At 63.0% G+C, this 25791-nt stretch carries 22 protein-coding genes, 1 pseudogene and 1 riboswitch; of the genes and pseudogenes, 12 read left to right on the forward strand and 11 right to left on the reverse strand.

Annotation, left to right across the window (positions count from 1 at the left end; all coding sequences use genetic code 11):
* The 5 genes from ACYG9Y_RS09245 (at nucleotide 1) to ACYG9Y_RS09265 (ending at nucleotide 3815) form a co-directional block, all read left to right on the forward strand.
* Nucleotides 1-966, forward strand: coding sequence for a type II secretion system F family protein (locus ACYG9Y_RS09245; protein WP_023681595.1), 966 nt, complete (start codon nucleotides 1-3; stop codon nucleotides 964-966).
* A 116-nt stretch (nucleotides 967-1082) separates the two neighbouring features.
* On the forward strand, nucleotides 1083-1928 hold the full coding sequence (locus ACYG9Y_RS09250) for a PA3715 family protein (protein WP_245260433.1): 846 nt from the start codon (nucleotides 1083-1085) through the stop codon (nucleotides 1926-1928).
* Nucleotides 1929-2060: 132 nt separating this feature from the next.
* A complete protein-coding gene (locus ACYG9Y_RS09255) occupies nucleotides 2061-2531 on the forward strand; it encodes a hypothetical protein (RefSeq protein ID WP_023681594.1) in 471 nt (156 codons plus the stop codon).
* Between the two features lie 142 nt (nucleotides 2532-2673).
* Complete coding sequence (locus ACYG9Y_RS09260) at nucleotides 2674-3564, forward strand: nucleotidyl cyclase domain-containing protein (RefSeq protein ID WP_245260432.1); 891 nt, start codon at nucleotides 2674-2676, stop codon at nucleotides 3562-3564.
* Nucleotides 3462-3815, forward strand: a complete 354-nt coding sequence (locus ACYG9Y_RS09265; protein ID WP_245260431.1) for a GGDEF domain-containing protein — start codon at nucleotides 3462-3464, stop codon at nucleotides 3813-3815. The genes ACYG9Y_RS09260 and ACYG9Y_RS09265 overlap by 103 nt, the downstream gene beginning before the upstream one ends.
* 12 nt (nucleotides 3816-3827) lie before the next feature.
* On the opposite strand, the gene gcvP is transcribed toward ACYG9Y_RS09265, so the two are convergent.
* Genes gcvP through gcvT form a run of 3 tightly spaced genes read right to left on the reverse strand, consistent with a single transcriptional unit; the run spans nucleotide 3828 to nucleotide 8130 of the window.
* Nucleotides 3828-6638 (reverse strand): aminomethyl-transferring glycine dehydrogenase, encoded by a 2811-nt coding sequence (gene gcvP, locus ACYG9Y_RS09270; protein ID WP_023738977.1) that lies wholly within the window; start codon nucleotides 6636-6638, stop codon nucleotides 3828-3830.
* 17 nt (nucleotides 6639-6655) lie between these two features.
* Nucleotides 6656-7024: a glycine cleavage system protein GcvH gene (gcvH, locus tag ACYG9Y_RS09275; protein WP_023681591.1), complete on the reverse strand. Its 369-nt coding sequence runs from the start codon at nucleotides 7022-7024 to the stop codon at nucleotides 6656-6658.
* Between the two features lie 5 nt (nucleotides 7025-7029).
* Nucleotides 7030-8130, reverse strand: coding sequence for a glycine cleavage system aminomethyltransferase GcvT (gcvT, locus tag ACYG9Y_RS09280; protein ID WP_023691145.1), 1101 nt, complete (start codon nucleotides 8128-8130; stop codon nucleotides 7030-7032).
* 149 nt (nucleotides 8131-8279) lie between these two features.
* Nucleotides 8280-8366: riboswitch (glycine riboswitch) on the reverse strand.
* Between the two features lie 199 nt (nucleotides 8367-8565).
* On the opposite strand from gcvT, the pseudogene ACYG9Y_RS09285 reads away from it, so the two are divergent.
* Nucleotides 8566-9568, forward strand: a pseudogene (locus tag ACYG9Y_RS09285) (hypothetical protein).
* 152 nt (nucleotides 9569-9720) lie between these two features.
* Here ACYG9Y_RS09285 and ACYG9Y_RS09290 read toward each other — a convergent pair.
* The 6 genes from ACYG9Y_RS09290 to ACYG9Y_RS09315 form a co-directional block, all read right to left on the reverse strand.
* Nucleotides 9721-10512: a molybdopterin-binding protein gene (locus ACYG9Y_RS09290; protein WP_023738976.1), complete on the reverse strand. Its 792-nt coding sequence runs from the start codon at nucleotides 10510-10512 to the stop codon at nucleotides 9721-9723.
* 1 nt (nucleotide 10513) lies between these two features.
* On the reverse strand, nucleotides 10514-11389 hold the full coding sequence (locus tag ACYG9Y_RS09295; RefSeq protein WP_023738975.1) for a cytochrome b/b6 domain-containing protein: 876 nt from the start codon (nucleotides 11387-11389) through the stop codon (nucleotides 10514-10516).
* 136 nt (nucleotides 11390-11525) lie between these two features.
* On the reverse strand, nucleotides 11526-12218 hold the full coding sequence (locus ACYG9Y_RS09300) for a DUF1345 domain-containing protein (protein ID WP_023738974.1): 693 nt from the start codon (nucleotides 12216-12218) through the stop codon (nucleotides 11526-11528).
* A gap of 20 nt (nucleotides 12219-12238) precedes the next feature.
* Nucleotides 12239-12712, reverse strand: a complete 474-nt coding sequence (locus tag ACYG9Y_RS09305; RefSeq protein WP_023667588.1) for a YaiI/YqxD family protein — start codon at nucleotides 12710-12712, stop codon at nucleotides 12239-12241.
* Nucleotides 12713-12776: 64 nt separating this feature from the next.
* Nucleotides 12777-13346, reverse strand: a complete 570-nt coding sequence (gfa, locus tag ACYG9Y_RS09310) for an S-(hydroxymethyl)glutathione synthase (RefSeq protein ID WP_023691150.1) — start codon at nucleotides 13344-13346, stop codon at nucleotides 12777-12779.
* A 122-nt stretch (nucleotides 13347-13468) separates the two neighbouring features.
* Nucleotides 13469-14596 carry an S-(hydroxymethyl)glutathione dehydrogenase/class III alcohol dehydrogenase gene (locus ACYG9Y_RS09315; RefSeq protein ID WP_023738973.1) on the reverse strand — a complete coding sequence of 376 codons (1128 nt, stop codon included), beginning with the start codon at nucleotides 14594-14596 and terminating at the stop codon, nucleotides 13469-13471.
* Nucleotides 14597-14833: 237 nt separating this feature from the next.
* Between ACYG9Y_RS09315 and ACYG9Y_RS09320 the strand changes: the two genes are divergently transcribed.
* From ACYG9Y_RS09320 to ACYG9Y_RS09335, 4 genes are all read left to right on the forward strand, one after another.
* The gene (locus ACYG9Y_RS09320) at nucleotides 14834-16846 is read left to right on the forward strand and encodes an acetyl-CoA carboxylase biotin carboxylase subunit (RefSeq protein ID WP_023738972.1); all 2013 of its coding nucleotides are present in this window, start codon (nucleotides 14834-14836) and stop codon (nucleotides 16844-16846) included.
* Between the two features lie 290 nt (nucleotides 16847-17136).
* On the forward strand, nucleotides 17137-20634 hold the full coding sequence (gene dnaE / locus ACYG9Y_RS09325; RefSeq protein ID WP_444849043.1) for a DNA polymerase III subunit alpha: 3498 nt from the start codon (nucleotides 17137-17139) through the stop codon (nucleotides 20632-20634).
* Nucleotides 20635-20803: 169 nt separating this feature from the next.
* On the forward strand, nucleotides 20804-21202 hold the full coding sequence (locus tag ACYG9Y_RS09330; RefSeq protein WP_023667583.1) for a nuclear transport factor 2 family protein: 399 nt from the start codon (nucleotides 20804-20806) through the stop codon (nucleotides 21200-21202).
* Between the two features lie 153 nt (nucleotides 21203-21355).
* Nucleotides 21356-22159, forward strand: a complete 804-nt coding sequence (locus ACYG9Y_RS09335; protein ID WP_023738970.1) for a potassium channel family protein — start codon at nucleotides 21356-21358, stop codon at nucleotides 22157-22159.
* A 7-nt stretch (nucleotides 22160-22166) separates the two neighbouring features.
* Here ACYG9Y_RS09335 and ACYG9Y_RS09340 read toward each other — a convergent pair whose 3' ends face one another.
* Complete coding sequence (locus ACYG9Y_RS09340) at nucleotides 22167-23048, reverse strand: DMT family transporter (protein WP_023729857.1); 882 nt, start codon at nucleotides 23046-23048, stop codon at nucleotides 22167-22169.
* 183 nt (nucleotides 23049-23231) lie between these two features.
* On the opposite strand from ACYG9Y_RS09340, the gene ACYG9Y_RS09345 reads away from it, so the two are divergent.
* The gene (locus ACYG9Y_RS09345) at nucleotides 23232-23738 is read left to right on the forward strand and encodes a hypothetical protein (RefSeq protein ID WP_023729856.1); all 507 of its coding nucleotides are present in this window, start codon (nucleotides 23232-23234) and stop codon (nucleotides 23736-23738) included.
* A 6-nt stretch (nucleotides 23739-23744) separates the two neighbouring features.
* Here the strand turns inward: ACYG9Y_RS09345 and ACYG9Y_RS09350 are convergent, their stop codons facing one another.
* Nucleotides 23745-25073 carry a DNA polymerase IV gene (locus tag ACYG9Y_RS09350; RefSeq protein WP_460223116.1) on the reverse strand — a complete coding sequence of 443 codons (1329 nt, stop codon included), beginning with the start codon at nucleotides 25071-25073 and terminating at the stop codon, nucleotides 23745-23747.
* A 67-nt stretch (nucleotides 25074-25140) separates the two neighbouring features.
* On the opposite strand from ACYG9Y_RS09350, the gene ACYG9Y_RS09355 reads away from it, so the two are divergent.
* The gene (locus ACYG9Y_RS09355) at nucleotides 25141-25716 is read left to right on the forward strand and encodes a GNAT family N-acetyltransferase (protein WP_023729854.1); all 576 of its coding nucleotides are present in this window, start codon (nucleotides 25141-25143) and stop codon (nucleotides 25714-25716) included.
* Nucleotides 25717-25791 lie beyond the last annotated feature (75 nt).

Below are 25791 nucleotides of genomic sequence, written 5' to 3' on the forward strand. Positions count from 1 at the left end.
ATGGAGCAGATGATCCAGTTTCTTGCATCGCTGGCGCCGACGTCGCTGATGCCGGTAGCCGCGCTGCTGCTGGTGTTGGGTGGCAGCGCGGTGGCATGGCCGCTCGTGGTAGCCAAAGGCGACCGCAACGATCTCAAGCGCCGGCTCAAGATCGACGACAGCAAGACTCCCCAACAGGCCGAGGCGGCGCCGAAGAAGAACCAGAGCGTCGTGCGCGAGAAGGCGGTGAAGCGGGCGCAGGAATTCTACGCCAAGAGCGATCCGGAAAATGTCGCCCGGTTGCGTATGAAGCTGATCCAGGCGGGCTATATGGAGCCGCGCGCGATCGGCACATTCTTCCTGATCCGCTTCGCCTGCCTGGTGGGCGCAACGATCGGCGCGTTCCTGGTCAACCATTGGATGGGCAGCGCCGATTCCACCGCGACCAGCCGCTGGACCTTCATCATCCTGTCGGGAGCCGCCGGCTATTTCGTGCCCGGCCTGGTGCTCAGCCAGAAGGTGCGGGAAAAGATGCGCGAATACCGCAACGGCTTTCCCGACTTCATGGATTTGATGATCGTCTGCTCCGATGCGGGCATGAGCATGGAGGCAGGCATCGAGCGGGTCTCGAAGGAACTGGCCAAGACCTATCCGTCGCTGAGCCAAAACCTGCAGCTGGTGTCGCTGGAACTCAGGGCCGGCCGCAGCCTCGACGATGCCTTGAAGGCGCTCGCCGACCGCCTCAGCTTGGACGAGGTGCGCTCCTTCGCCACGCTTTTGCAGCAGTCGAAGGAACTCGGCACCAGCCTTGCCGGGGCGCTGCGCGTGTTCTCCGACGAAATGCGCCACAAGCGCATGTCGCTGGCCGAGGAGAAGGCACATGCCTTGCCGGCCAAGATGTCGGTGCCGGTGGTGGTGTGCATCCTGCCGGTGGTGCTGATGATCGCCGTCATCCCGATCATCGTCAAAATGACGGCGGTTCAGTAGATACCTAGGGGATTGCCCGGCGGCTTCTTGCGGTTACTCACTCCAACTACGCTTCACCTGGATGTCGAAACCCGGCCGGTTCGGTCGCTCTCCTTCGGCAAAATCCGCAAAGCAAAATGAGTGAGCCGTCCATGCGAATAGTCTGGTGCACCGCTTTCCTCGGCCTGGCCGCCACCAGTCTGTCGCCGGCCTCGGCCGCGGCCGACGATTGCGGCGATGCTGCCGCCCTGGTGCAACAGGCCTATCCCAGGGCCCAAAAGAGCGCAGACGGCGCCTCGTTCACGCTCGAACCCCATACCAGCATCGCCGTGACGCTCCCGGATACGCCGTTTGGCCTCGTCTGCAAGATATGGCCTGCCCATGACGATCTGTTGCTGGTCGCGGTGCCGCTCATCCACAGCAGCCAATCCAGCGACGACGGGCATGTCGGCGATGTCGACCTTCTGGTCGTCGACAGGAAGACCCGGCAGGTGCGCCAGCGCCTGCTCCAGCCCGGGCTGATGACCGATGATGCCATCGCCATCAACAAGGTCGACTTCGATACCGGCCGCTATGGCCTGGCGCCCGGTGTCACCGGCTTTGGCCTGCGCATCCAAATGGCGAGTCATTCGCGGCCCAATCCCTTCAGCGAAACCGACCTGCGGCTCTATGCCCTTGACGGCGGTGATCTGCGCCTGGTGCTCGACGGCATCATCGTGGCCGGCTTTGGCGGCGAAGGCGACACCAATTGCGCAGGATCCTTTCAATCCAGCCGGGTCAGCCTGGCAATGAGCCCGGCGAGACATCACGGCTATCACGACATCACAGTGTTCGAGCGGTTGGACACCGACAATCCGTCTGTCGACAAGAATGGCGAGTGCCAGTCCCATCCCGGAAGGTCCATGAAACGAACCTACCGGCTGCGCTATGACGGCAGCCGCTATCAGTTTCCGGCGGGGCTCAAGTCGATGGAGCCGAACTAGCCCTCGGCTGGTTAATGGCCGGTGTGCCCGAAACCAAATTTTAGGGGCGTTTCAGCACTGAAGTTTAATTGCCCTGTTGTAGTCTGCCTCCTGAAGAACGACCCGGTAAATCGGGCGATTGGGGCCAGGGGCATGCGTCACAGAATTTTCACGGCAATGGCCGCGCTAGCGGCCGTCTTGATGGTCAGCGGCTGTACGACTGAGAACGTCGATAAGACCAAGACCACGTCGATCCAACCGGTGGCAAAAGACGTCAGCACCTCCGACCTTGCGCAAGGCAAGGCGCAGTTCCGCGAGGCCAATTACGGCCTTGCCGAACAGCATTTCCGCAAGGCCGTGGAACTGAAGGCCGACAGTGCCGAGGGATGGATGGGGCTTGCCGCCTCCTATGACGAACTCGGCCGCTTCGACTTCGCCGACCGCGCCTACGACCAGCTTTTGAAGGTTGCCGGGCGCAAGCCGCAGATTGTCAACAATATGGGCTATTCGCAGCTGCTGCGCGGCAACAAGAAGAAGGCGAGGGCGCTGCTCATGGAAGCAAGGGCCGGAATGGCCGACCCGAGCGTGATCAACGCCAATCTGGCGCTGCTCAACAAGGGCTGAGACTCTTCGCGGGGACGGCAGTCGACGCTTTGTAAACCCTGTCGGTAGGTTGCTTTGAAAACCGGCCGAAAACGGTATCTCCGGCCGGTTGCATGCCTATGATGCGCCACAAATCGAAGATCCCAAAGATTGCCGCTCATCCATGCTGGATTTCAGTTCGCTATTGCTGGCGGCTGCGCTGTCGGGCACATGCCTGAGCGTCACCATGTTTGTGATCTGGTTCACGGCGCCGCGTGCACGCTTCGTGCTGACCGTGGCGTGCGGCATTCTCGTCCTTGTCGCCCACGTCATCGTCTTCTGGAGGGAGCCCACTCCGTTGCTTTGTCAGGCAGCGTTGGCGCTGCTCAGCCTCGGTTTCCTGGCGCTTTCACTTTCGGCCATGCAATATCTCGGTGTGCGCAACTACAGTCGCGCTGTCCTGCCGGCCCTGCTTGCGATGGCTGTCTCCGCCGGCGTGACCTATCTCGGTTTCGATGGTGTCGGCTTCATCCTCACCTATACGACGGTAACAGTGCTGCTCGCCTCGATAGGGGTGATGTTCTGGATCAAGGGCGGTCAGGATCGCGGCATTCTGCTGGTCGTTTCGGCGCTAAGCGGCGTCTGCGGCGTATCCTTCGGGCTCTGCGGCGCCGTGCTTCTGGTTAAGGGCCAGTGGGTGCTCGGCGTCGCACCCGACAATTGGGCCGAGCGGTTGAATTCGGTCGTGGCGGTCGCCTGCATGACGGCTCTCGGCGCGCTGACGCTGTCGCTGCATCATCTGCAGGCACAGATCGAACTCAAGGCCGAGACCCTGACCGACCCGTTGACCGGTCTGATGAACCGGCGGGCTTTGAACTCGCTCTATCGCGAGCGCGTCTTCGGCCCGTTCATGTCGGTCGCCATGTTCGACCTCGAACCAACGATGTCTATGGCCATCCCGTCGGCGATCGGGTGCTCTGCCGTTTCGCCGCAGTCATCAAGAAGTATGACAGGGTTGGCGTCGACGCCTTCCGGCTGGGCGGCGAGGAGTTCGCGTTGGTCATGTCTCGGATGACCGAAGACAAGCCCTACGATCTCGCCAGCAGGATCGGCGTCGCCTTCGGCACGGAAGTGGTGCCGACGCCGCGCGGGCCGTTGCGCAGCAGCGTCAGCGGCGGCATTGGCTTTGGCAAGGAAGACGGCAGCAGCCTGGATGAAGTGCTGGCCGAGGCCGACCGGGCGCTCTACGCGGCCAAGAACGCCGGGCGAAATCGCGTGCTTGTTCTCAACGGCAAAGCCGACGGACCGGCCCTGCGCTCAGCCTGACAGGCCAGAGTGTTATTCTGCGGCGCCGAGATATTCCGACAGCGGCGGGCAGGAGCAGACGAGGTTGCGGTCGCCGGCGACATTGTCGATGCGTGAGACCGGCGGCCAGTATTTGCCCGCTGTATCGACATCGCCGGCGGGGTAGGCCGCTTCCAGCCGTGAATAGGGGTGGGTCCACTGGCCGGCAAGGGTTTCGGCCGCCGTGTGCGGGGCATTGACCAGCGGGTTGTCCTCGATCGGCCATTCGCCCTTCGCCACTTTCGCTGCCTCGCCGGCGATGGCGATCATCGCCTCGCAGAACCGGTCGAGTTCGCGCTTGGGCTCGGACTCGGTGGGCTCGACCATCAGCGTGCCGGCGACAGGGAACGACATGGTCGGCGCGTGAAAACCGTAATCGATCAGCCGCTTGGCGATATCGTCGACGCTGATGCCGGCGCTCTCCTTGAGGACGCGCGTGTCGAGGATGCATTCATGCGCGATGCGATCGTGCCTGCCCTTGTAGAGAAGCGGGAAGTGCGGCGCGAGCCGCGTCGCCACATAATTGGCCGAGATGATCGCCGTCTCCGTCGCCTGCTTCAGGCCGGCGGCGCCCATCATGCGGATGTACATCCAGGTGATCGGCAGGATGGAAGCGCTGCCGAACGGGGCAGCGGACACGGCATGCGCCGAACCTTCGGTGACATGACCCGGCAGATAGGGTTTCAGATGCGCCCTGACGCCGATCGGACCGACGCCCGGACCGCCGCCGCCATGCGGGATGCAGAAGGTCTTGTGCAGGTTCATGTGGCAGACATCGGCGCCGATATCGGCGGGCCGCGCCAAAGCAACCAGGGCGTTAAGGTTGGCGCCGTCGAAATAGACCTGGCCGCCATGCTCGTGAATGAGAGCGCACAGGTGGCGCGCGCCTTCTTCGTAGACGCCGTGCGTCGAGGGATAGGTGAACATCAGGGCTGCGAGATTCTTCGAATGCTCGTTGGCCTTGGCCCGCATATCGTCCATGTCGATATTGCCGTCCTCCAGGCAACGCACGACGACGACGCTCATGCCGGCCATCGCCGCACTCGCGGGATTGGTGCCATGCGCGGACTGGGGGATCAGGCAGATGGTGCGATGGCCTTCGCCACGCGAACGGTGATAGGCGCGGATGGCGAGCAGGCCGGCATATTCGCCTTGGCTGCCGGCATTGGGCTGCAGGCTGACGGCGTCGAAGCCGGTGATCTGCGCCAGCCAGCCTTCCAGCTCGCCGACCATGGCGCGATAGCCGGCCGAATGGCTGGCCGGCGCAAAGGGATGCAGGTTGGCGACTTCAGGCCAGCTGACCGGCGTCATTTCGGCCGCCGCGTTGAGCTTCATGGTGCAGGAGCCCAACGGGATCATGGTGCGGTCGAGCGCCAAATCCTTGTCGGCTAGCCTGCGCAGCAGGCGCATCATGTCGGTCTCGGAGTGGTTTTCGCGGAAAACCGGCTGGGTCAGAAACTCCTTGCCGCGCGGCTTGCCGGGCATCGCGCCGGCCTCAGTAGCGCCGGACTTGGCGCCGAACAGGGCGGCGATAGCCTCGAGATCCGCCTCGGTCGAGGTTTCGTCGAAGGCGATGCTGATGCGGTCGGCATCGATGACGCGCAGCAGCCGGCCACCTTTTTCAGCGGCAGCGGCGATCGAATCTGCCTTGCCCTTCACTTCGGCCGTCACCGTGTCGAAACGGCTTGAGCCGAGCACGGAAACACCAGCGGTTTTCAGGCCTGCTGCGAGGCCGTTGGCGAGCTCATGAATTCGGGCTGCGATCGCCTGCAAACCAGTAGGCCCGTGCCAGATCGCGTATGCGGTCGCCATGTTGGCAAGCAGCGCCTGCGCGGTGCAGATGTTGGAGGTCGCCTTGTCGCGGCGGATATGCTGTTCGCGCGTCTGCAGGGCGAGGCGATAGCCGGGACGGCCCTTGCTGTCGATCGACTGGCCGACGAGGCGGCCGGGCATCAGCCGGGTCAGCTTGTCGGAGACGGCGCAATAGGCGGCGTGCGGGCCGCCAAAGCCCATCGGCACGCCAAAGCGCTGCATCGGGCCGACGGCGATGTCGGCGCCAAGCCTGGCCGGCGCTTCGGTCAGCGTGAGCGCAAGCGGATCGGCGATGAAGACGACCACGGCGCCGGTGGCGCGAGCCTTCTCGATCGCCGCCTTGTGGTCGCCATAGACGCCAAACGTGTCCGGCCAGGAGACCAGCAGGGCGGCGGTGTTGTCGTCGATGGTCTCGCCATCGATCTCGATGCCGAGCGGCTCGGCGCGGGTGCGCACGACGTCCAGCGTCTGCGGATGCGGCGTGCCGGCCAGCGCCACCTTGGTGCGCTTGTCGCGGTGATGGCGCAGCGCGATGCCGACCGCTTCGGCCACCGCCGTCGCTTCGTCGAGCAGGGAGGCCGAAGCCACCGGCAGGCCGGTCAATTCGGTGACCAAGGTCTGGAAGTTGAACAGCATTTCCAGGCGGCCCTGGCTGATCTCGGCCTGGTAGGGCGTATAGGCGGTGTACCAGGCCGGGTTCTCGAACAGGTTGCGCTGGATGACCGGCGGCACATGGACGCCGTGATAGCCGGCGCCGATGAAGCTCTTCAGCACCCTGTTTTTTGCCATGGTCGCAGCCAATTCGGCCAGCGCTTCGGCTTCGCTGGCCGGCGCGGGAAGGGCTAGCGGCAGATCGAGGCGGATCGACTGCGGCACGGCCTGACTGATCAGCGTCTCGACGGAGGGAACGCCGATCACGGCAAGCATGGCTCTGACGTCGTTTACATCAGGACCGATGTGGCGGGCCGAGAAGGGGGTAAGTGCTGCGCTCATGGCAATAGGTCCTGATGTCAACCGATATGGGCTTTGTAGGCGGCCTCATTCATGAGGCCTGCGAGTTGGCCTTCGTCGGCGAGCTTCATCTTCCACAGCCAGCCGTCGCCGGTCGCAGCGGAGTTGACCAGCGACGGGTCCGAGGACAGCGCGCCGTTGGCGTCGGTGATCTCGCCATCAACCGGCGCATAAACATCGGATGCCGCCTTGACGGATTCGACGACCACGGCGGTGTCGCCCTTACTGAGTTTGGTGCCGATTTGAGGCAGTTCGACGAAGACGAGATCGCCAAGCTGTTCCTGCGCATAGTCGGTTATCCCGACGGTGGCGATGCCTCCCTCGACGCTCAGCCATTCGTGATCTTGTGTGAAATAGGTTTTTGCCATCGGAATTATCCTTTGCGGTAGCGATGAGGAGTGAAGGGCAAGGAACTGATATCGACCGGGATTTTCGTCCCGCGAACGTCGGCGAACAGTTTCGTGCCCGGCTTGGCCAAGGCCGTTGACACATAGCCCATGGCGACGGGATGGCCGGCCGACGGGCCGAAGCCGCCTGATGTCACGTAGCCGGCCGGATCGCCGTCGGCATCGAACAAAGCAGCGCCGGCGCGCACCGGCTGGCGGCCGTCCGGCTTCAGGCCGACGCGCTTTTGCGACGGCCCGCGCTCCAGGATGGACCGCAGCGCATCGGCGCCGATGAAGGACCCGCCGGCGCGGAGATCTTTGGGGATCGCCCACATCAGGCCGGCACTCGCCGGATCGATCTCCGGCGTGATGTCCTGGCCGTGCAGGCACAGGCCGGCCTCCAACCGCAGCGAGTCGCGGGCAGCAAGGCCGATCCACAACACACGCTCGTCCTCGAGCAGTTTCGTGACCAGAGCGCGCGCATCCGCCTCCGGCAGGCCGATCTCGAAGCCGTCCTCGCCGGTGTAGCCGGAGCGGCTCATGAACCAGTTTTGCTTCGGCTCGATGCCATGCATGAACAAGAGTGAGCCGGTCTCGATGCCGGCGCGGGACAAGGCAGCCCAGGCTTCCGGCCCCTGGATCGCCAGGAAGACGCGGTCGAGCGCATCGACTTTGACGTCGAAGTCCGCGGCCAGCGCACGCAAATGCTTCTCGTCCTCGACCGCATTCCCGGCGTTGGCGACCACCATGAAGCGCTCGGCGCCGAGCCGGGTGACGATCAGATCGTCGATGATCCCGGCGGCCTCGTTGAGGAAGAAACTATATTTGGACTGTGAAATCTCAAGCGCGCCGGCATCGAGCGGACTGGCGCGGTTGAGCAGTGCCGCAGCGCCCGGTCCGCTGACAGCGAACAGCTTCATATGCGAAATGTCGAACAGGCCGGCATGTTCGCGGGTGTGAAGGTGCTCCTTCATCACGCCGGCCGGATAGGTCAGCGGCATCGACCAGCCCGCAAAGGCGCCAAAGCGTGCGCCGGCGGCGGTGTGCAGATCTTCGAGAGGAAGGTGTTTGGTGTCGTCGCCCGTCATGTCATCTCCAGAGTCGCACGCAATCGGCCGCTGCTGGCGACCAGTCCGTGCCCCTCTGTCTGAAGCCTGAGAGACTCGCGCAACCGGAACTCTGTCGGCGACGCTTACACCTTCGGCGCGGGGGCAAGCCCCGACTTTCCAGAGTGTCTTTCCCGTCTACGGTTCTTTTGCCTGAGAGATTTCGGGCGATTTCCCCTTCGGCGGCAGCTCGCGCTGCTCTCTCCCGCAAACAGGTAGGACTCAAAACTTAAGCCCTCGACGCGCCATCCATAGCTTGTCGGCGACACCTTGTCACCTGCCAGCGACACGTAAAGCGCGTCGTCTTTACAGTCTTCGCTAACCACGCCGTTTGCCGGTTTTTCAAGACAATGGCGATATTCTGGGCTGACGGTTTGGCCGGCAATTGCGTTGGGCACGGCGGATGGGGATTGACAGATGGGCGAACGGATCGGGAGCGCGCCGGTGGCGGGGCTGGCCTCGAAAGGACCGCATCACGGCGGAAGATGTCGTCATGCTGCGTCGCGAAGTGTTCGCTGACGGCGTGGTGACGCGCGGCGAGGCTGAAGCACTGTTCGCGCTCGATGCGACAGCGACGGACAAATGCCCGCAATGGCCTGAATTCTTCGTCGAGGCCGTTACCGACTACATCGTCTACCAGGAAAAGCCGGCAGGCTATATCTCTGAAGACAATGCCGGTTGGCTGATCCAGACCATCTCGCGCAACGGAATGGTCGACAGTGTGACCGAACTGGAGCTGCTGGTGCATGTGCTGGAAAGGGCGAAATCATCGCCCGGCCGGCTCTCCGCCTATGCGCTCGAGCAGGTCGCCAACGCGGTGGTCGACGGCAAGGGACCACTGATGCTCGGCGGCGCGCTGGTTCCCGGGCTGGTCGCCAAGGCAGAGGTCGATCTGTTGCGCCGCATTCTCCATGCCTATGGCGGCGACGGTAACATTGCCATCACACGGGTTGAGGCCGAGGTGCTGTTCCAGATCAACGAGCAGACCGCAGCGGCCCACAACGACCCGTCCTGGAACGACCTGTTCGTCAAGGCGCTCGCCAATTTCGTCATGTGTTCGGCCGGCTACGAAGCGCCGACGCGCGATGTGGCGCTGCGTCGTGACAGTTTCTTGGACCAGGCCGAGCCCGAAATTGGTGGCTTCTTCAGCCGCATGGTGTCGGGCGGACTGGCCGGCATCATGGAAGCCTATCGTTCGCCCGGCGATATCGAGGCCGAATGGGAGTCGAAGAACCGTGCCGCCGAGGCACTCGCGCGCCGCGCCGAGACGATCGCCGCCAGCGAGGCGAAATGGCTGGCCGATCGCATCGGCACCGACCGCCCGCTGCGTGACAATGAACGCGCGCTGCTGACGCTGATCAAACTCGCCTCGCCCGAGATACATCCGGCGCTCAAGCCGCTGCTCGACAAGGTTGCTTAAGCCGCGCCGTTTTCTGCGACCGTTTTGCAGAGGACGATATTGGAGTGTCTTCAGGCCAATCGCCAAGTTCGGCCACGCGCTCGAAACCGGCTTCCTCAGGCAAGCTCGGTTCGGTCGGAGTCAGATCGTGCTCGGTCAGAATGCGAGGCCTATCAAATCCCGCCATACCAGTCATAGCCATTGTCTTCCCAATAGCCGCCGCGGCCGCCGCCGGTATTGCCAAAACTGTCGACGAGCTCGATCTTGTAGAGATACTTCGGCATCTTGTAGCCGAGCTGTCGTTCGACGCGCACGCGCAGCGGCGCGCCGTTTTCGACCGGCAGCGGCTTGCCGTTGAGGCCGTAGGCGAGGATCGTCTGCGGGTGGCGGGCATCGATCAGGTCGATGGTGCCATAATATTTGATTTCCCCGGAGAGGCTACGATCGATCGTGTCGAGGCAGTGGAACATGACATAGCGGGCCTGCGGCTTGACCACAGCCTGGTCGAGCACCAGCGACAGCGGGGTGCCGGTCCATTTGGCGATGCAGCTCCAGCCTTCGACACAGTCGTGGCGGGTGATCTGCGTGCGGCTCGGCATGTTCTCCAACTGCTCGCGGCTGAGCGACAGCGGCTTTTCGACCAGGCCCGTTACCTCCAGCCGCCAGTCGGCGAAATTGTTGGCGAGCAGGCCCTTGTAGGTGTCATCCTCGGGCGCGGTGACGCCGTTCGGCCGCTGCGGCTGGCGGATGTCGGCCTCGGTGAATTCCGGCGCCAGAGCATCGCGGCCGGCAAGCCAGCGTTGCGCGCGGTAGGTCAGGCCATTGGCGTTTTCGAGGAAACTGCGCAGGCCATCGCCCATGCCGAGCTGGCTGTCGAAGGCATCGCAGCCCGACAACATGATGCCGGAAACGCCGAGGCCGGCGCCCGTCAGGAACTTTCGGCGGCTGATCTGGAATTTGGCCATCTCACGCACTCCTCTCGGTGTCGCCATGCCTTGGCGGATCGGTGCGGTACCAGCCGGTGATGATCGAGCGCAGTTCGTTGATCGGGCCGGCGGCGAGGATCATCATTATATGGACGATGAAAAAGCCGACCAGCAGCACCATCACCGTGAAATGGATGGTGCGCGCCGTCTGCCTTCCGCCGAGCAGTTCGTTGAGCCAGGGCAGCACCGAGTTCATGCTCGGCGACATGGCAAGGCCGGTGATGATCATGAGTGGCAACAGCACGAACAGTACGCCGCCATAGGCCATTTTCTGCAGCGTGTTGTATTCGCGTGTGTGGTGGAACCTGAGCTTGGCGTGCTCGATGATGTCCTGCGGCAGCCGCTTGAGATCGTCAAGGCGCGGCGCCAGATCGCGGCGCAGATGGCCGTTGACCAGGCTGGCGACCAGCCAGACGACCAAGGTGGTTGTCAGTATCCAGGCGAAGAAGAAATGCACGACGCGGGCGGTGCCGAGATCGTAATAGGACGGGATTGTCGCCCAGGACGGGAAGGCACGCGACGTTTGCTGCCCGGCCGGGCCCGACCAGCCGAGCACGCCTGTGGTGTCGAAGCGATGGCCGAAGATTTCGGTATAGCCGCGCGAGCCGGTGGCGGTGTTTTCGGCGCCGATGGCAAAGACGGTGTTGTTGTACTCGAAGCCGGATTGCTTGCCGATGTAGAGCTGCGGCCGGGCATTGAAGATCTGCAGGCCGGACAAAAGCATGAAGAACAGCGAGATCGCCCACAGCCAGTGCGTCAGGCGGGTCCAGCGCGATTGCCGGTAGATCAGCGTCGCATCCTTCGTTGAGGCGGCATCGACGCCTGCGCCGGGCTGACTCACGGTAATGGTTTCCATCTTTTCCTCGCCTCCGGCTGCGCGATCCTGGGATGGCCGCGCTCGTCCTTGTCCTCCCAATACGTCGCTATCGAAAGCGATGTTTCATGCGGTCACGTTTTTATTACGGGCACGGGTTTATCGCGGGCACGGATACTCAATTGCCGAGGCTCACCGCGAGATTGACGACGGCGGCGACGATGACGGCGTTGAAGAAGAACGACAGGATCGAATGGACAAGCACCACGCGGCGCATATGCGAGGTCGTGATCGCGGTGTCGGCGGTCTGCGCGGTCATGCCGATCACCGTCGCGAAATAGAGAAAGTCCCAACCGTCCGGCCGTTTGCCGCCGGGAAAATCGAGGCCGCCGACCGGTATCTTCTTCTTGGTTTCGGCATCGATCGCGTCGCCGTCCATCCAGTAGACATGCGCATAGTGGAGGGCGGCCATGGCATGGATGGTGAACCACCCAAGCGGGATCGACAGCATGGCGAAGCCGAGTTCGATGGGGTCGCGATCCTTGTGATTGATCAAAAGGAACAGCAGGACAATGGCCATGGCGACGATGCCGAGCGTGATGGCAAAGATGCCCAGCACTGGGAGGTCCAGTTCGCGCGCGTTCTTGCTGAGATAGCGGCCGGACAGCAGCGGCATCTTGGCGATGACGAGCGCGATGAAGACGACGAAGAAGGAATCGGCGGCAATCGAGATCGAATAGGCAAGCCGCGTGGAGACGGGGAGCGATCCAATCAAAGGCAATACCGCGGCAAATACGACCAGACCGACGGCTAGCGACACAAAGAACTGCTTGTGCCGCTGCAAGGGGTTATTCGGCGATATGTCGGCCATACCCGACCTCGGATGGTGCTTCACGTCTGGTCGGGTGTGACGGATTTCAGCGCGCGCCGCAAGATACGGTCGAGCTCACCCAGGAAACGCGAGCGATCCTGTGGCGCAAAGCTGGCATTGTAGCCCTTGCTCTCGCCGGTTTCGCGCAGATGCTGCTTCAAATCGCGCATTGCAACCGCCATGCCGATGGTCTCCGGCGTGAACGGCCGGCCGGTTGGCCCAAGCACATGCGCGCCGAGCGCCACGGTGCGAGCGGCAAGCGGGATGTCGGCGGTGATCACGATGTCGTTGGGTTTTGCGTTCCCGACGATCCAATCGTCAGCGGCATCGGCGCTTTTAGAGACGACGACGTTGCGGATCATAGGATCGCGCGACGGACGCAGCCCGCCATTGGAGACGTAGGTGACGACCACGCCATGGCGCTCGGCGACCTTCTCGACCTCGGCTTTCACCGGGCAGGCGTCGGCGTCGACGTAGATGGCGGGTGCGGGCATTATCTCTCCAAAACGGACATGGGGCCGGCATGTTACCCGGCCCCATGCCAGAAATCTCGTACTGTCAGGCCGGCAGCGCGCCCGACTTCTTCGCCGTCCAGGTGGCTATGTAATCCATCAGGCCGGGGTTGAGACAGTCATAGGGTTCGAGGCCGATCGATTTCAACTGGCCGCGAATGCCGTCCATGCGCTTGGGGTCGACACCGGATTCGATGATCGACGAGACGAAAGCGGTGAAGCCCGGCGGTGACCAGCCGTCTTCCTCGAAGCGCTCGGGATGGATGAAGGACAGACCCTTGAACGGATGATCGCGCTCGACCGGGCCGTGCATGTGGACGCCGCAACCGGTGCAGGCATGACGCTGGATCAACGCTGCCGGATCGACCACCTTCAGCTTGTCGCCATTCTCGGTGACGGTGACGTCGCCAGTGCCGGCGACCGCCACGACCGAGAACACCGCGCCGTCCGGTTTCCAGCATTTGGTGCAGCCGCAGGCATGGTTGTGGGCGATCTGGCCCTTGACCGTCACCTTCACCGGCTTGCTGGTGCAGGCACAGACCAGCGTGCCGCCGGCAAAGCTTGCGCTTTCCTTCGGCAGGCCATTGTCGATTTTCGGATGCAGTTTCTCAGGCATTGTCTTCCTCCCTTGTTGAACCTGTGCAACTTCAGTCGCTGGCCCTTCGGTCGGCGGCTTGTTCTTCCTCCGTTTGGTGTGCGATCGGACGCAAAACCGGGCGCCACTTTTGCTGATCGCACTTAGTAAACGACGACGCTCCTGATCGACTTGCCCTCATGCATGAGGTCGAAGCCCTTGTTGATGTCTTCCAGCTTCAGCAAATGGGTGATCATCGGGTCGATCTGGATCTTGCCGTCCATGTACCAGTCGACGATTTTTGGCACGTCGGTGCGGCCGCGTGCGCCGCCAAAGGCGGTGCCCATCCAGGTGCGGCCGGTGACCAGTTGGAATGGCCTCGTCGAAATCTCCTGGCCGGCGCCCGCAACGCCGATGACGACCGACTTGCCCCAGCCGCGATGCGAGGCTTCCAGCGCCTGGCGCATCACCTTGGTGTTGCCGGTGCAGTCGAATGTGTAGTCGGCGCCGCCGATCTGGTCGGCGCCACGCTTGGTCATGTTGACGAGGTGAGGGACGATGTCGCCGTCGATCTCCTTCGGATTGACGAAATGCGTCATGCCGAAGCGCTCACCCCATTCCTTCTTGTCGTTGTTCAGATCGACGCCGATGATCATGTCGGCGCCGGCAAGCTTCAGGCCCTGGATGACGTTGAGACCGATGCCACCGAGGCCGAACACAACGGCGGTTGCGCCTTGCTCGACCTTGGCCGTGTTGATGACAGCGCCAATGCCGGTGGTGACGCCGCAGCCGATGTAACAGATCTTGTCGAAGGGGGCGTCGGGATTGACCTTGGCGAGCGCGATCTCGGGCAAAACGGTGAAATTGGAGAAGGTCGAGCAGCCCATATAGTGGAAGATCTTGTCCTTGCCGATCGAGAAGCGCGAGGAGCCATCGGGCATCAAGCCTTGGCCCTGCGTGGCGCGGATGGCGGTGCACAAATTGGTCTTGCGCGACAGGCAGGATGGGCACTGCCGGCATTCCGGCGTGTAGAGCGGGATGACGTGGTCGCCCTTCTTGACCGAGGTGACGCCCTTGCCGACATCGACGACAACGCCAGCGCCTTCATGGCCGAGGATTGCCGGAAACAGGCCTTCGGGATCGGCGCCCGACAAAGTGAACTCGTCGGTGTGGCAGATGCCGGTCGCCTTGATCTCGACCAGCACCTCGCCTTCGCGCGGTCCGTCGAGGTCGACCTCCATGATTTCCAACGGCTTTCCGGCGGCGACAGCGACAGCGGCGCGGGTTTTCATTAGGCAATTCCTCCCAAGGCGATTGGTCTTCAGGCTTTCAGGGTTTTTATACTGTTTCAACCCGATTTGGCGACCAAATATGGCGCAAATCTTGGCCCAGTCGTCGGCGAGCCCAACCTTCGCCCCTCGGCACGGGCCTGGCGGGCAGGGAGTGTCTTGATGGGTGCGCTGCCGGCGGTGCTTGAGCCCGGCTGCCGAAGCCCATAAGAAGGACGAAAGACCGAGGAAACGCCTTCGATGTTCACGAAAATCCTGATCGCCAATCGCGGCGAGATTGCTTGCCGCGTCATCAAGACGGCGCGCAGGATGGGGATTGCCACCGTAGCGGTCTATTCCGACGCCGATCGCGACGCCGTGCACGTCGAAATGGCCGACGAAGCCGTGCATATCGGGCCATCGCCTGCCGCGCAAAGCTATCTTCTGCCTGAAAAGATCATCGCTGCCTGCAAGGAGACGGGCGCGCAGGCCGTGCATCCCGGCTACGGTTTTCTGTCGGAGCGGGCCGCCTTCTGCGAAGCGCTTGAGGCTGAGGGCATTGTCTTCATCGGTCCGAAACCCAAAGCTATCAAGGCGATGGGCGACAAGATCGAATCGAAGAAGTTCGCCAAGGCCGCTGAGGTGTCGACGGTTCCCGGCTGGCTTGGGGTCATCGAAAATGCCGACCATGCCGAAAAGATCGCCGGCGAGATCGGTTATCCCGTGATGATCAAGGCCTCGGCCGGCGGCGGCGGTAAAGGCATGCGCATTGCCTGGAGCCAGTCGGAAGTGCGCGACGGCTTCGACCGGGCGCGCTCGGAGGCGAAAAGCTCGTTCGGCGACGACCGAGTCTTCATCGAAAAGTTCGTCGTCGATCCGCGTCATATCGAAATCCAGGTGCTGGCCGACGCGCATGGCACCGCGCTTTATCTCGGCGAGCGCGAATGCTCGATCCAGCGCCGGAACCAGAAGGTTGCGGAAGAGGCGCCGTCGCAATTCCTCGATGCCAGGACGCGCAAGGCCATGGGCGAGCAGGCCGTGGCGCTGGCCAAGGCGGTCGACTACCAGAGCGCCGGCACCGTCGAGTTCATCGTCGATGCTGAAAAGAACTTCTATTTCCTTGAAATGAATACACGATTGCAGGTCGAGCATCCGGTGACGGAGCTTGTTACCGGCATCGACCTGGTCGAGCAGATGATCCGTGTCGCCGCCGGCGAGAAGCTGGCGATCGAGCAGAGCGACGTCAAGCTGAACGGCTGGGCGGTGGAAAGCCGGCTCTATGCCGAGGATCCCTATCGCAATTTCCTGCCCTCGATCGGCCGGTTGACGCGCTACCGGCCGCCGGAGGAGGGCAAGTTCGGCGATGTCTTCATCCGCAACGACACCGGCGTCACCGAAGGCTCCGAGATTTCGATGTTCTATGATCCGATGGTGGCAAAACTCTGCACCTGGGCGCCCACGCGTATCGAGGCCATCGATGCCATGTCGGAAGCGCTGGACAGTTTCGTCGTCGACGGCATCGAGCACAACATCCCGTTCCTGGCGGCGCTGATGCAGCATCCGCGCTGGCGCGAGGGGCGGATATCGACGGGCTTCATCGCCGAGGAATATCCTGACGGCTTCGCGCCGATCGTGCCCAATGGCGATGAAAAGGCAGTGCTGGCGGCGATCGCCACCGCGGTCGAGCTTCTGCGCCGCGATCGGCTTGACCGGCTGGGCGGGCGGCTGGCGCCGCATTCGGGCGCACTCAAGCGCGATTGGGTGGTGAAGCTCGGCGACGACTATCTCCAGGCTTCGATCATCGAGGGCATGATCTCCATTCCGATGGAAATCGATCTGTCGGTCGATGGCGGCAAAGCGCTGACCGTGGCGTCCGACTGGCGGCCGGGCGACCTCATCTGGCGCGGCACTGTCGGTGCCCGCAAGGTCACGGCGCAGATCAGGCCGGCGCCGAACGGCCTGCGCATTGCCTGGAAAGGCATGTCGGTGACGGCGCGCGCCATGCTGCCGCGCACGGCGGAGCTGGAAAGGCTGATGCCGGAGAAGGTGGCGCCGGACACGTCCAAGATGCTGCTTTGCCCGATGCCGGGCCTGGTCGTGTCGATCGCGGTTGCCGAGGGGCAGGAGGTCAAGGCCGGCGAGACGCTGGCCGTGGTCGAGGCGATGAAGATGGAAAACGTGCTGCGCGCCGACCGCGATCTTGTCGTGTCGAAGCTCAACGCCAAGCCGGGTGACAGCCTGGCTGTCGATGCGGTGATCATGGAGTTCGCCTAGAGATTGTTTGGAAATTCTACTCCGGCGGCCATCTGAAGGTGGTTTCTGCGCTTCCCGTGCTCACGGACCAATGGCCGCTGCGCTCCGGTTCTCGAAACCACCATCATATGACTCGCCAGAGCGAATTTCGAACAATCTCTGAGCCGTGCGGCTGGGTACGGAAGCCTGTGGTCGGTGGTCATTTGTGCTGGACTGGCATCGCCCGGTCCGGGACAATACATCTCCATCGACTCAAAGCCCTTCGAGCAATTTGAAACATCATGGCGGATGACAAACTTCCACGCGATCCCCTGAGGCGCGAAGCAGCGCTCGCTGCTGCGCGCCCGGAGGCGCCGGCGCGGCCGTTCATCCATCTGCGCGTGCATTCGGCGTATTCGCTGCTCGAGGGCGCCTTGCAGGTCGCCGCCGTTGTCGGTCATGCAGTCAAGGACGAGTGCCCGGCAATCGCAGTCACCGACACAAACAATCTGTTCGGCGCGCTGGAATTTGCCCAGAAGGCGGTGAAGGAAGGCATCCAGCCGATTATCGGTTGCCAGATCAATCTCGCCTTTTCCGGCGAGACCAGCGACGCGCAGCGCGACCGCCGCCGCCATGGTCCGGAGATGCACGCCGTGGTGCTGCTCGCCGCCACCGAGGCCGGCTACAGCAACCTCGTCAGGCTGGTCAGCCAGGTCTATCTGGAGACGCCGCCGGGCGAGCCCGTGCATCTGACGTCAGCAATGCTGGAAGGCCATAGCGATGGCCTGATCTGCCTCAGCGGCGGGCCGCGCGGCCCGATCGGCCGGGCGCTGAAGGAGGATCGCCGAGATCTTGCCGAGACGCGGCTTCTGGCACTCAAGGCGCTGTTCGGCGACCGGCTCTATGTCGAGCTGGACCGTGTTTCCGGTTATGACCGCGCTATCGAGAAATCATCGGTCGACCTTGCCTATATCCATGATCTGCCGCTGGTCGCCACGAATGAGGCGTTCTTCGCCGCCCGCGACGACTATGACGCGCATGATGCTCTGATCGCCATTGCCGAGGGTTCGGTGGTTGCCGCCGACAACCGTCGCCGGCTGACTTCGGACAATTTCCTGCGCAGCCAGGCGGATATGGCGCGGCTGTTCGCCGACCTGCCGGAAGCGATCGACAACACCGTCGAGATCGCGCTGCGCTGTTCCTATTATCCCAAGACCCGCAATCCGATCCTGCCACGCTTTACCGGCGGCGATGTCGCCGACAATGAGGTGGCGCTGAAAGCGGAGGCCGATGAGCTACGCCGGCAGGCGCATGAGGGGCTCGAGGCGCGGCTGGCTGCGCATGGGCCCACTTCCGGCTACACGGTCGAACAATACCGCGAGCGGCTCGATTTCGAACTCTCCATCATCGAGAAGATGAAGTTTCCCGGCTATTTCCTGATCGTCGCCGACTTCATCAAATGGGCCAAGGCGCAAGGCATTCCGGTCGGGCCGGGCCGTGGTTCGGGCGCCGGATCGCTGGTCGCTTATTCCACGACCATCACCGACATCGATCCGCTGCGCTTCTCGCTGCTGTTCGAGCGCTTCCTCAACCCCGACCGCGTGTCGATGCCCGACTTCGACATCGACTTCTGCCAGGACCGGCGCGAAGAGGTCATCCGCTACGTCCAGCAGAAATATGGCCGCGACCAGGTGGGACAAATCATCACCTTCGGTACGCTGCAGGCGCGCGCGGTGCTGCGCGACGTCGGCCGCGTGCTGCAAATGCCTTACGGCCAAGTCGACAAGCTCTCCAAAATGGTGCCGCAGAACCCCGCCAATCCGGTCAAGCTGGCGGATGCCATCGCCAACGAGCCGCGCTTTGCCGAGGAGGCCGAGAAGGAGCCAATCGTGCAGACGCTGCTCGATATGGCGCAAAAGCTGGAAGGGCTCTACCGCCACGCTTCGACGCACGCCGCCGGCATCGTCATCGGCGACCGGCCCTTGTCGGAACTGGTGCCGATGTACCGCGATCCGCGCTCCGACATGCCGGTCACCCAGTTCAACATGAAATATGTCGAACAGGCCGGGCTGGTGAAGTTCGACTTCCTCGGCCTGAAGACGCTGACCGTGCTGGAGACGGCAGTGAAGCTGATCCGCCGGCGCGGCATCGAGATCGACCTGGCGACGATCCCGCTCGACGACCCTGAAACCTACGCCATGCTGTCGCGCGGCGAAGTGGTCGGTGTGTTCCAGGTGGAAAGTGCCGGTATGCGCAAGGCGCTGATCGGCATGCGGCCCGACTGTATCGAGGACATCATCGCGCTGGTGGCGCTCTACCGCCCCGGCCCGATGGAGAACATCCCGACCTACAACGCCAGAAAGCATGGCGAAGAGGAGATGGCCTCGATCCATCCCAAAATCGACCATCTGGTGAAGGAGACGCAAGGCGTCATCGTCTACCAGGAACAGGTGATGCAGATCGCGCAGGAGCTGTCGGGGTATTCGCTCGGCGAAGCCGACCTGCTGCGCCGCGCCATGGGCAAGAAGATCCGCGCCGAAATGGACAAGCAGCGCGAGCGCTTCGTCACCGGTGCGGTCGAACGCGGTGTCGGCAAGCCGCAGGCCGACTTCATCTTCGACCTTCTGGCCAAGTTCGCAGACTACGGCTTCAACAAATCGCACGCGGCCGCCTACGCCGTCGTGTCCTACCAGACCGCCTATCTCAAGGCGCACTACCCCGTCGAGTTCCTGGCGGCGTCGATGACGCTCGACATGGGCAACACCGACAAACTCGCCGATTTCCGCCAGGATGCGCTGCGTCTCGGCATCGAGGTGGTGGCGCCGTCGGTGATGACCAGCTTCCGCAATTTCGAGGTCGGCGAGAACCGCATTTACTATTCGCTGGCGGCCCTCAAGGGCGTCGGCGACGCTGCGGTCGAGCACATCGTCGCCATGCGCGGCGAAAAGCCGTTCAAGAATCTCGCCGATTTCTGTGAAAGGGTCGATCCCAAGATCGTCGGCAAGCGCGTCTTCGAAAGCTTGATCATGGCCGGCGCGCTCGACTGCTTCGGCCACGACCGCGCCCAGATGATGGCCGGCGTTGAACGGATGATGGGGCTGGCTTCGCTGGCGCAGCAGAATGCCATTTCGGGCCAGCACGACATTTTCGGCGCGTCGCTCGGCGCGCAGCAGCAGGCGCTCAATTTGCCGCAGACCGATCCGTGGCTTGCCGCCGACCGGCTGCACCGCGAATTCCAGGTCGTCGGCTTCTATCTTTCGGCGCATCCGCTCGACGAGTACAAGGCGGCCCTGCAGAAGATGCGGGTGCAAAACTGGGGCGAGTTCTCGGCTGCGGTCAAACGCGGTGCCGCCGCGGGCCGGCTCGCCGGCACCGTCACCACCAAGCAGGAGCGCAAGACCCGAACCGGCAACAAGATGGGCGTCATCGCCTTTTCCGACACATCTGGCCAATATGAAGCCGTGCTGTTTTCGGAAGGGTTGGCGCAGTATCGCGATCTGCTCGAGCCCGGACGTTCGGTGGTGATCACCGTTTCGGCCGAGGATAGGCCCGAAGGGGTCAATCTGCGCATCCAGACGGTGCAGTCGCTGGAGGACGAGGCCAGCCGTATCCAGAAGGCGCTGCGCATCTTCGTGCGCGATGCGGCTCCGATCGGCATGCTGGCCGGCCAGCTTGCGGTGAAGGGCGAGGGCCAGGTCAGCTTCGTGCTGATCAAGGAGGCCGGGCAAGGTGAGATCGAGATCGAATTGCCCAATCGCTACCGCATCTCGCCGCAGATCGCGTCGGCCATGCGCGCGGTGCCGGGTGTGGTCGAAGTCGAGCTCGTCTAGGCTGCGCTGATATACACGGCAATCCCATCGACGTCGGCCAGTGCATGACGGCATAAAGATGCTCTGGGCCTGACATTGCAGCCGATAGGGCCAGCGTGCGGGGCGTGGTTGACCTGACCTTCCTTTGAACCACATGCGTTGAGCAGAAACTTCACAGGAACGCACAATCATGCCCAGCCGCGAACGCGTCGAAGCCTTCCTCAAGGAGGTGGTCGAAGGCAGCCACGTCAAAGCGATCGCCGACTTCTACCATGACGATGCCACCATGCAGGAAAATCTCGGCGTCCCGCGGCGCGGCAAGGAAACACTGATGGCGCATGAGCAGGCAGCACTCGACCGGATCGAGAAGATGCACACCCATCCTGTCCAGACATTCCTGGTCGATGGCGACAATGTCGCCATCCGCTGGACCTTCGACCGTGTCGACAAGGCCGGCACCGTGCGCCGGCTGGAAGAGGTGGCCCTGCAGCGCTGGCGTGGTGACCGGATTGCGGAGGAGCGGTTCGTCTACGACACCGCCTCGGCCTGGCGCCTCGTCGGGCCGGACGGCAAGGTGGTGGAGGGCTGACGATCACCGGGCCCACTAGATCATGATGAGATTCGGTTGAAATCTCATCATGATCTAACCCTTTGTTGGAACGGGATCTTTTCCAAAAACCGGCACCCACTTTTTGGGATCATGCTCTAGACGGCCCCGCCTGGGACCGTTACGCACTTGGTGATGAAAGCAGCCGAGAAGGACGGATCGCAGCAAAGCTCTGCCATCGCGCGGCTGCGTGACAGGCTGCGCAAGCTCTATCACGGACGCACGCCGGCGGCGTTCCGGTTTCAGCTGGTGGCGGTCATCATCGACCTCGCCATCATCGCCTTCTTCGTTGCCACGCCGGTGCTCCAGGACAAGCCGTCATTCCTGTGGCTCGACTATACCGTCGCCGCATTGGTCGCCGCCGACCTGATTGCCCGGCTGTTAGCCTCCAACGACATGCTGCGGCTGATGAAACAGCCGACATCCTGGGTCGATGTCTTCATCCTTCTGACGCTGCTGATGCCGACGGCGCTGGCAAATCTGGCGTTCCTGCGCATCCTGCGGCTGTGGTCGCTGTCGCGCAGCGGCTCGCTGTGGCGGCATTTCGAGATGCGCGGGCTAAGGCCATGGCGCGAGGCGAGCCAGGCGGTCATCAACCTTTTGACGTTTCTCTTCGTCATCACCGGTTTCGTCTACACCTTCTTCTTCCGCTCCGGCGCCGGCCTCGAAAACTATGTCGATGCGCTTTATTTCACCGTTGCCACGGTGACGACGACCGGTTTCGGCGACATCGTGCTGCCGGGAATTGCCGGCAAGCTGACCGCAATCGTCACCATGATCATCGGCATCTCGCTGTTCGTCAGACTGGCGACCGCGATTTTTCGACCCGCCAAGGTGTTCTTTCCCTGTCCGCAGTGCGGACTGCAACGGCATGAGCCGGACGCCGTGCACTGCAAGGCCTGCGGGCATCTCCTCAACATACCGGATGAGGGGAATTGACCGACCGCTACGAGGCCGCGACCTCGGCCGGCTTTGGCGCCTTGCGCTGCAGGTTGAGCAGGTTGCCCATCAGGATCAGCAGGGCGCCGCCGGCTGTAAAGATGTCGATCTGTTCGCTGTAGAGCAGCCAGCCGATCAGCGCCGACAGTGGCACGCGCAGGAAATCCATCGGTGAAACCACCGTAGCGTCGGCATAGGTGAGGGCACGCGCCATGCAGAAATGCGACGACATGCCGGTGAAGGCAATCAGCAGGATCCATGGCCAGAGTTCGAGCGGTGGGTTGCGCCATTCATAAAGCGCCGGGATCAGGCCGACCACCGACTGGATGATCAGCATCCAGAAGATGATGCGCACGACGCTGTCGGTGCGTGTCAGCGACTTGACCATGACCACCGAAATGCCGAAGCAGACAGCGGCGCCGAGCACGATCAGGTGCCCCGGATCGACGGCGCCAACGCCGGGCCGCACGATGATCACCACGCCGATCAGCCCCAGCGCGATCGCCGCCAGCTTGGGTCGGGAGAGCCTTTCGCCGAGGAAGGCCACCGCCAGCAGGGCCGTCCAGATCGGCGTCGTGAATTCGATCGAAATCAGCACGGCCAGCGGGATCAGTGTCAATGCGTAAAGCCATGCCGCCTGGCCGGTATAGTGGATGACATTGCGGGCGAGATGGGCGACGGGGCGCTGCGTGCGCATCGCCGCAAAGCCGCCGCTCACAATCACCAGCGGCAGCAGGATGAAAAAGCCGATCACCGAGCGCAGTTCCAGCACCTGGAACACGTTGAGCTCCGCGGTCGTGGCGCGGCCGGCGACCGACATCGCCAGGAACGAGGCGATCGACAGCGCCATCCAGAACGCGGCTTTGGGGATCGATGGGGAAGGTGCCATAGGCGCTATGTCGCAAGCCGGGACTTCTATCGCAACCGTTAGGCGACGCATTCGACTGGGCCAGACCCGTTGCAAAACAGCCATGCTGGAAGTGGAACCTGACGCAACGGCAGGCGTTGGTTCCCGGTATTGGCCAATTGCTGGACGCATCGTTTCTTCAACATCAACGGGGGAGAGATTCCGATGAAATCATTCGCGCGGTTTCTGCTAGCCGGCTGCCTGCTAACTGCAAGCGCCACGGCCGATGCCGACGAGGCGAATTTTCTCAGCTCCTTGCAAGGGAATTTCTCCGGCAATGGGACAGTCAAGGTCACCACCGACGCACCGACGGTGAATGTGTCCTGCACCTTCAATTCCGACGCGACCTCGAGTTCATTGTCGCTTGACGGCAATTGCCGTGGTCTTGTCGTGGTGACGCGCGCCATCAGCGCCAATCTGAAGGCCCGCGGGGCGAAGTATACTGGCGTCTATGTCGGGTCGCGCACCGGGCCGGCACAGCTCGCCGGCAGCCGCTCCGGCAACGCGATCAGTCTCGGCATTCGCTGGGCGGCGGAGGTCAATGGCGATCGCAAGGCGCGGTTGACGGTCGAGAAAACCAGCGGCGACGGAATGCGGTTGACCGTTACCGACGTCGATCCGAAAACCGGCAACAACGTGGTGACGAGCCGCATCGATCTCAAGCGTATCTAAGCCGTCTCACCCCTCGATCGGCTCCGGCGGGTTGGCGTTGCGGCCTTTGCCGAAGGTGTAGCCGGTTTCCACCGCCTTCTTGCCGAACTTGTCGCGCAGCGTATCGATGGCGCTTTCGGCCATGGCGCGCTTGCGCGAGCCGACGTCGACGAGATCGGGCGGATCGGCTTTCTCGTCATCCGATAGATCGCTGACACCGATGCCGAGCAGCCGGTACTTTGTCCCGTCCGCCTCCTTGCGCAAAAGCTCGAGCCCGGTCTGGAAAATACGGTCGGCCAGCCTTGTCGGGTCGCCGAGCTGGCGGTTGCGGGTGCGCAGCTTGAAATCCTGCGTCTTCAGCTTCAGCACCACGGTGCGCCCGGCAATGCCTGACTTCTTCAGCCGCGCCGAGACCCTTTCCGACAATCCCCTCAGCACTGGAACCAGTTCGCCCATTTCAGCTATGTCGGTGTCGAAAGTGGTTTCGGCCGACACACTTTTCGCATTCTGGTCGGGATCGACACGGCGGTCGTCCTGGCCGCGCGAGAGATGGTAGAGCCGGGTGCCTATCACGCCATAGCGGCGCATCAGATCGGCGCGCTCCATGCGCTGCAACTGGGCGATGCTGCGGATGCCGTCGCGTTCGAGCGTTACGGCAAAAGCCTTGCCGACGCCCCAGATCAACGTCACCGGCTGTTCGGCCAGGAAACCCAGCGCCTCGGCTTCGCCGATCACCGAAAAGCCGCGCGGCTTGCGGAAATCGGAGGCAACCTTGGCCAGGAACTTGCAGTAGGAAAGGCCGGCCGAAACGGTGATGCCGATTTCCTTTTCGACGGTCTGCGCAAAGCGCGCCAGCACCACCGCCGGCGGCATGCCGTGCAGGCGCTCGGTGCCGGCGAGGTCGAGAAACGCCTCGTCGATGGAGAGCGGTTCGACCAGCGGCGTCAGCGCCTGCATCAGCGCGCGGACCTCGCGGCCGACGCGGACGTATTTCTCCATATTGGGCGGGATGACAACCGCTTCCGGACAGGCTTCGAGCGCCTTGAACATCGGCATTGCCGAGCGCACCCCCTTGATGCGGGCGATGTAGCAGGCGGTGGAGACGACGCCGCGCTTGCCGCCGCCGATGATCAGCGGCTTGTCCTTCAGCGCCGGATTGTCGCGCTTTTCGATCGCCGCATAGAAGGCGTCGCAATCGATATGCGCCAGATGCAGCTGGTAGAGCTCGGGATGGCGGGTGAGTTGAGGGCTGCCGCAACGCTCACAGCGCCTGGTATCGCTGCGCTGAAAGGTCAGGCAGTCGCGGCAAAAACCGTGCTCGGGATTGTTGACAGGGGCCGCCATCGCTGCGAACATAAAGAGAACAGATGCAATGGTACGTCAGGACGGAAGCCGCCACAAGCGGTTAGCCGGGAGATAACTCATGAGCACGACCATAGCGCCGCTGGCGCCCGACCTGTGGGCGGATTTCGAGGATCTTTTCGGCAAGCAGGGCGCCTGTTACGGGTGCTGGTGCACGCATTTCCGGATGGCGCCGGCGGTCCGGCGGGCCAGCGACAAACAGCGCAACAAGGATCATATCAAGGCGCGCATCGAGGCAGGGCCGCCGCCGGGGCTTTTGGCTTTCGAGGACGGCATAGCGGTCGGCTGGATGCAGATCGGCCCGCGCGCCGACGTGCCCGAATGGAACAATCGGGGCAGGGGCTCGGCGCCGGTCGATCCAACCGACGCCGTAGATCCCGGCGTCTGGGCCATCTCCTGCTTCTTCATCCGCGCCAGCGCGCGCGGCCGGGGCGTCAGCCACCGCCTAGTCGAGGGCGGCATCGCTTTTGCCCGCCAGAACAAGGCGCGGCTGGTCGAGGCGTGTCCGATCGACGTGTCGCGCGATTCGCGTTCGATCGGGCTATTCGTCGGCTCGTCGCGTGTGTTCGAAAAGGCCGGCTTCGAGCGGCTCCTCGAACGCAAGGCCGGCCGGCCGCTGATGCGGCTTGTGCTGTAGTCTAATTACCCGTCGGCGTTTGTTGATGTCCTGTGGAAACTGTAGGTTGGTTCATAGCAGACGAACGAAGCGTTC

The sequence above is a fragment of the Mesorhizobium sp. W050 genome, assembly GCF_054719535.1.

Bases quoted from the DNA above. Each gene is read 5' to 3' on its own strand.
- ACYG9Y_RS09245 (WP_023681595.1), top strand. From the start codon at position 1: ATGGAGCAGATGATCCAGTTTCTTGCATCGCTGGCGCCGACGTCGCTG.
- ACYG9Y_RS09250 (WP_245260433.1), top strand. From the start codon at position 1,083: ATGAGTGAGCCGTCCATGCGAATAGTCTGGTGCACCGCTTTCCTCGGC.
- ACYG9Y_RS09255 (WP_023681594.1), top strand. From the start codon at position 2,061: ATGCGTCACAGAATTTTCACGGCAATGGCCGCGCTAGCGGCCGTCTTG.
- ACYG9Y_RS09260 (WP_245260432.1), top strand. From the start codon at position 2,674: ATGCTGGATTTCAGTTCGCTATTGCTGGCGGCTGCGCTGTCGGGCACA.
- gcvP (WP_023738977.1), bottom strand. From the start codon at position 6,638: ATGAGCGCAGCACTTACCCCCTTCTCGGCCCGCCACATCGGTCCTGAT.
- gcvH (WP_023681591.1), bottom strand. From the start codon at position 7,024: ATGGCAAAAACCTATTTCACACAAGATCACGAATGGCTGAGCGTCGAG.
- gcvT (WP_023691145.1), bottom strand. From the start codon at position 8,130: ATGACGGGCGACGACACCAAACACCTTCCTCTCGAAGATCTGCACACC.
- ACYG9Y_RS09290 (WP_023738976.1), bottom strand. From the start codon at position 10,512: ATGGCCAAATTCCAGATCAGCCGCCGAAAGTTCCTGACGGGCGCCGGC.
- ACYG9Y_RS09295 (WP_023738975.1), bottom strand. From the start codon at position 11,389: ATGGAAACCATTACCGTGAGTCAGCCCGGCGCAGGCGTCGATGCCGCC.
- ACYG9Y_RS09300 (WP_023738974.1), bottom strand. From the start codon at position 12,218: ATGGCCGACATATCGCCGAATAACCCCTTGCAGCGGCACAAGCAGTTC.
- ACYG9Y_RS09305 (WP_023667588.1), bottom strand. From the start codon at position 12,712: ATGCCCGCACCCGCCATCTACGTCGACGCCGACGCCTGCCCGGTGAAA.
- gfa (WP_023691150.1), bottom strand. From the start codon at position 13,346: ATGCCTGAGAAACTGCATCCGAAAATCGACAATGGCCTGCCGAAGGAA.
- ACYG9Y_RS09315 (WP_023738973.1), bottom strand. From the start codon at position 14,596: ATGAAAACCCGCGCCGCTGTCGCTGTCGCCGCCGGAAAGCCGTTGGAA.
- ACYG9Y_RS09320 (WP_023738972.1), top strand. From the start codon at position 14,834: ATGTTCACGAAAATCCTGATCGCCAATCGCGGCGAGATTGCTTGCCGC.
- ACYG9Y_RS09330 (WP_023667583.1), top strand. From the start codon at position 20,804: ATGCCCAGCCGCGAACGCGTCGAAGCCTTCCTCAAGGAGGTGGTCGAA.
- ACYG9Y_RS09335 (WP_023738970.1), top strand. From the start codon at position 21,356: ATGAAAGCAGCCGAGAAGGACGGATCGCAGCAAAGCTCTGCCATCGCG.
- ACYG9Y_RS09340 (WP_023729857.1), bottom strand. From the start codon at position 23,048: ATGGCACCTTCCCCATCGATCCCCAAAGCCGCGTTCTGGATGGCGCTG.
- ACYG9Y_RS09345 (WP_023729856.1), top strand. From the start codon at position 23,232: ATGAAATCATTCGCGCGGTTTCTGCTAGCCGGCTGCCTGCTAACTGCA.
- ACYG9Y_RS09350 (WP_460223116.1), bottom strand. From the start codon at position 25,073: ATGTTCGCAGCGATGGCGGCCCCTGTCAACAATCCCGAGCACGGTTTT.
- ACYG9Y_RS09355 (WP_023729854.1), top strand. From the start codon at position 25,141: ATGAGCACGACCATAGCGCCGCTGGCGCCCGACCTGTGGGCGGATTTC.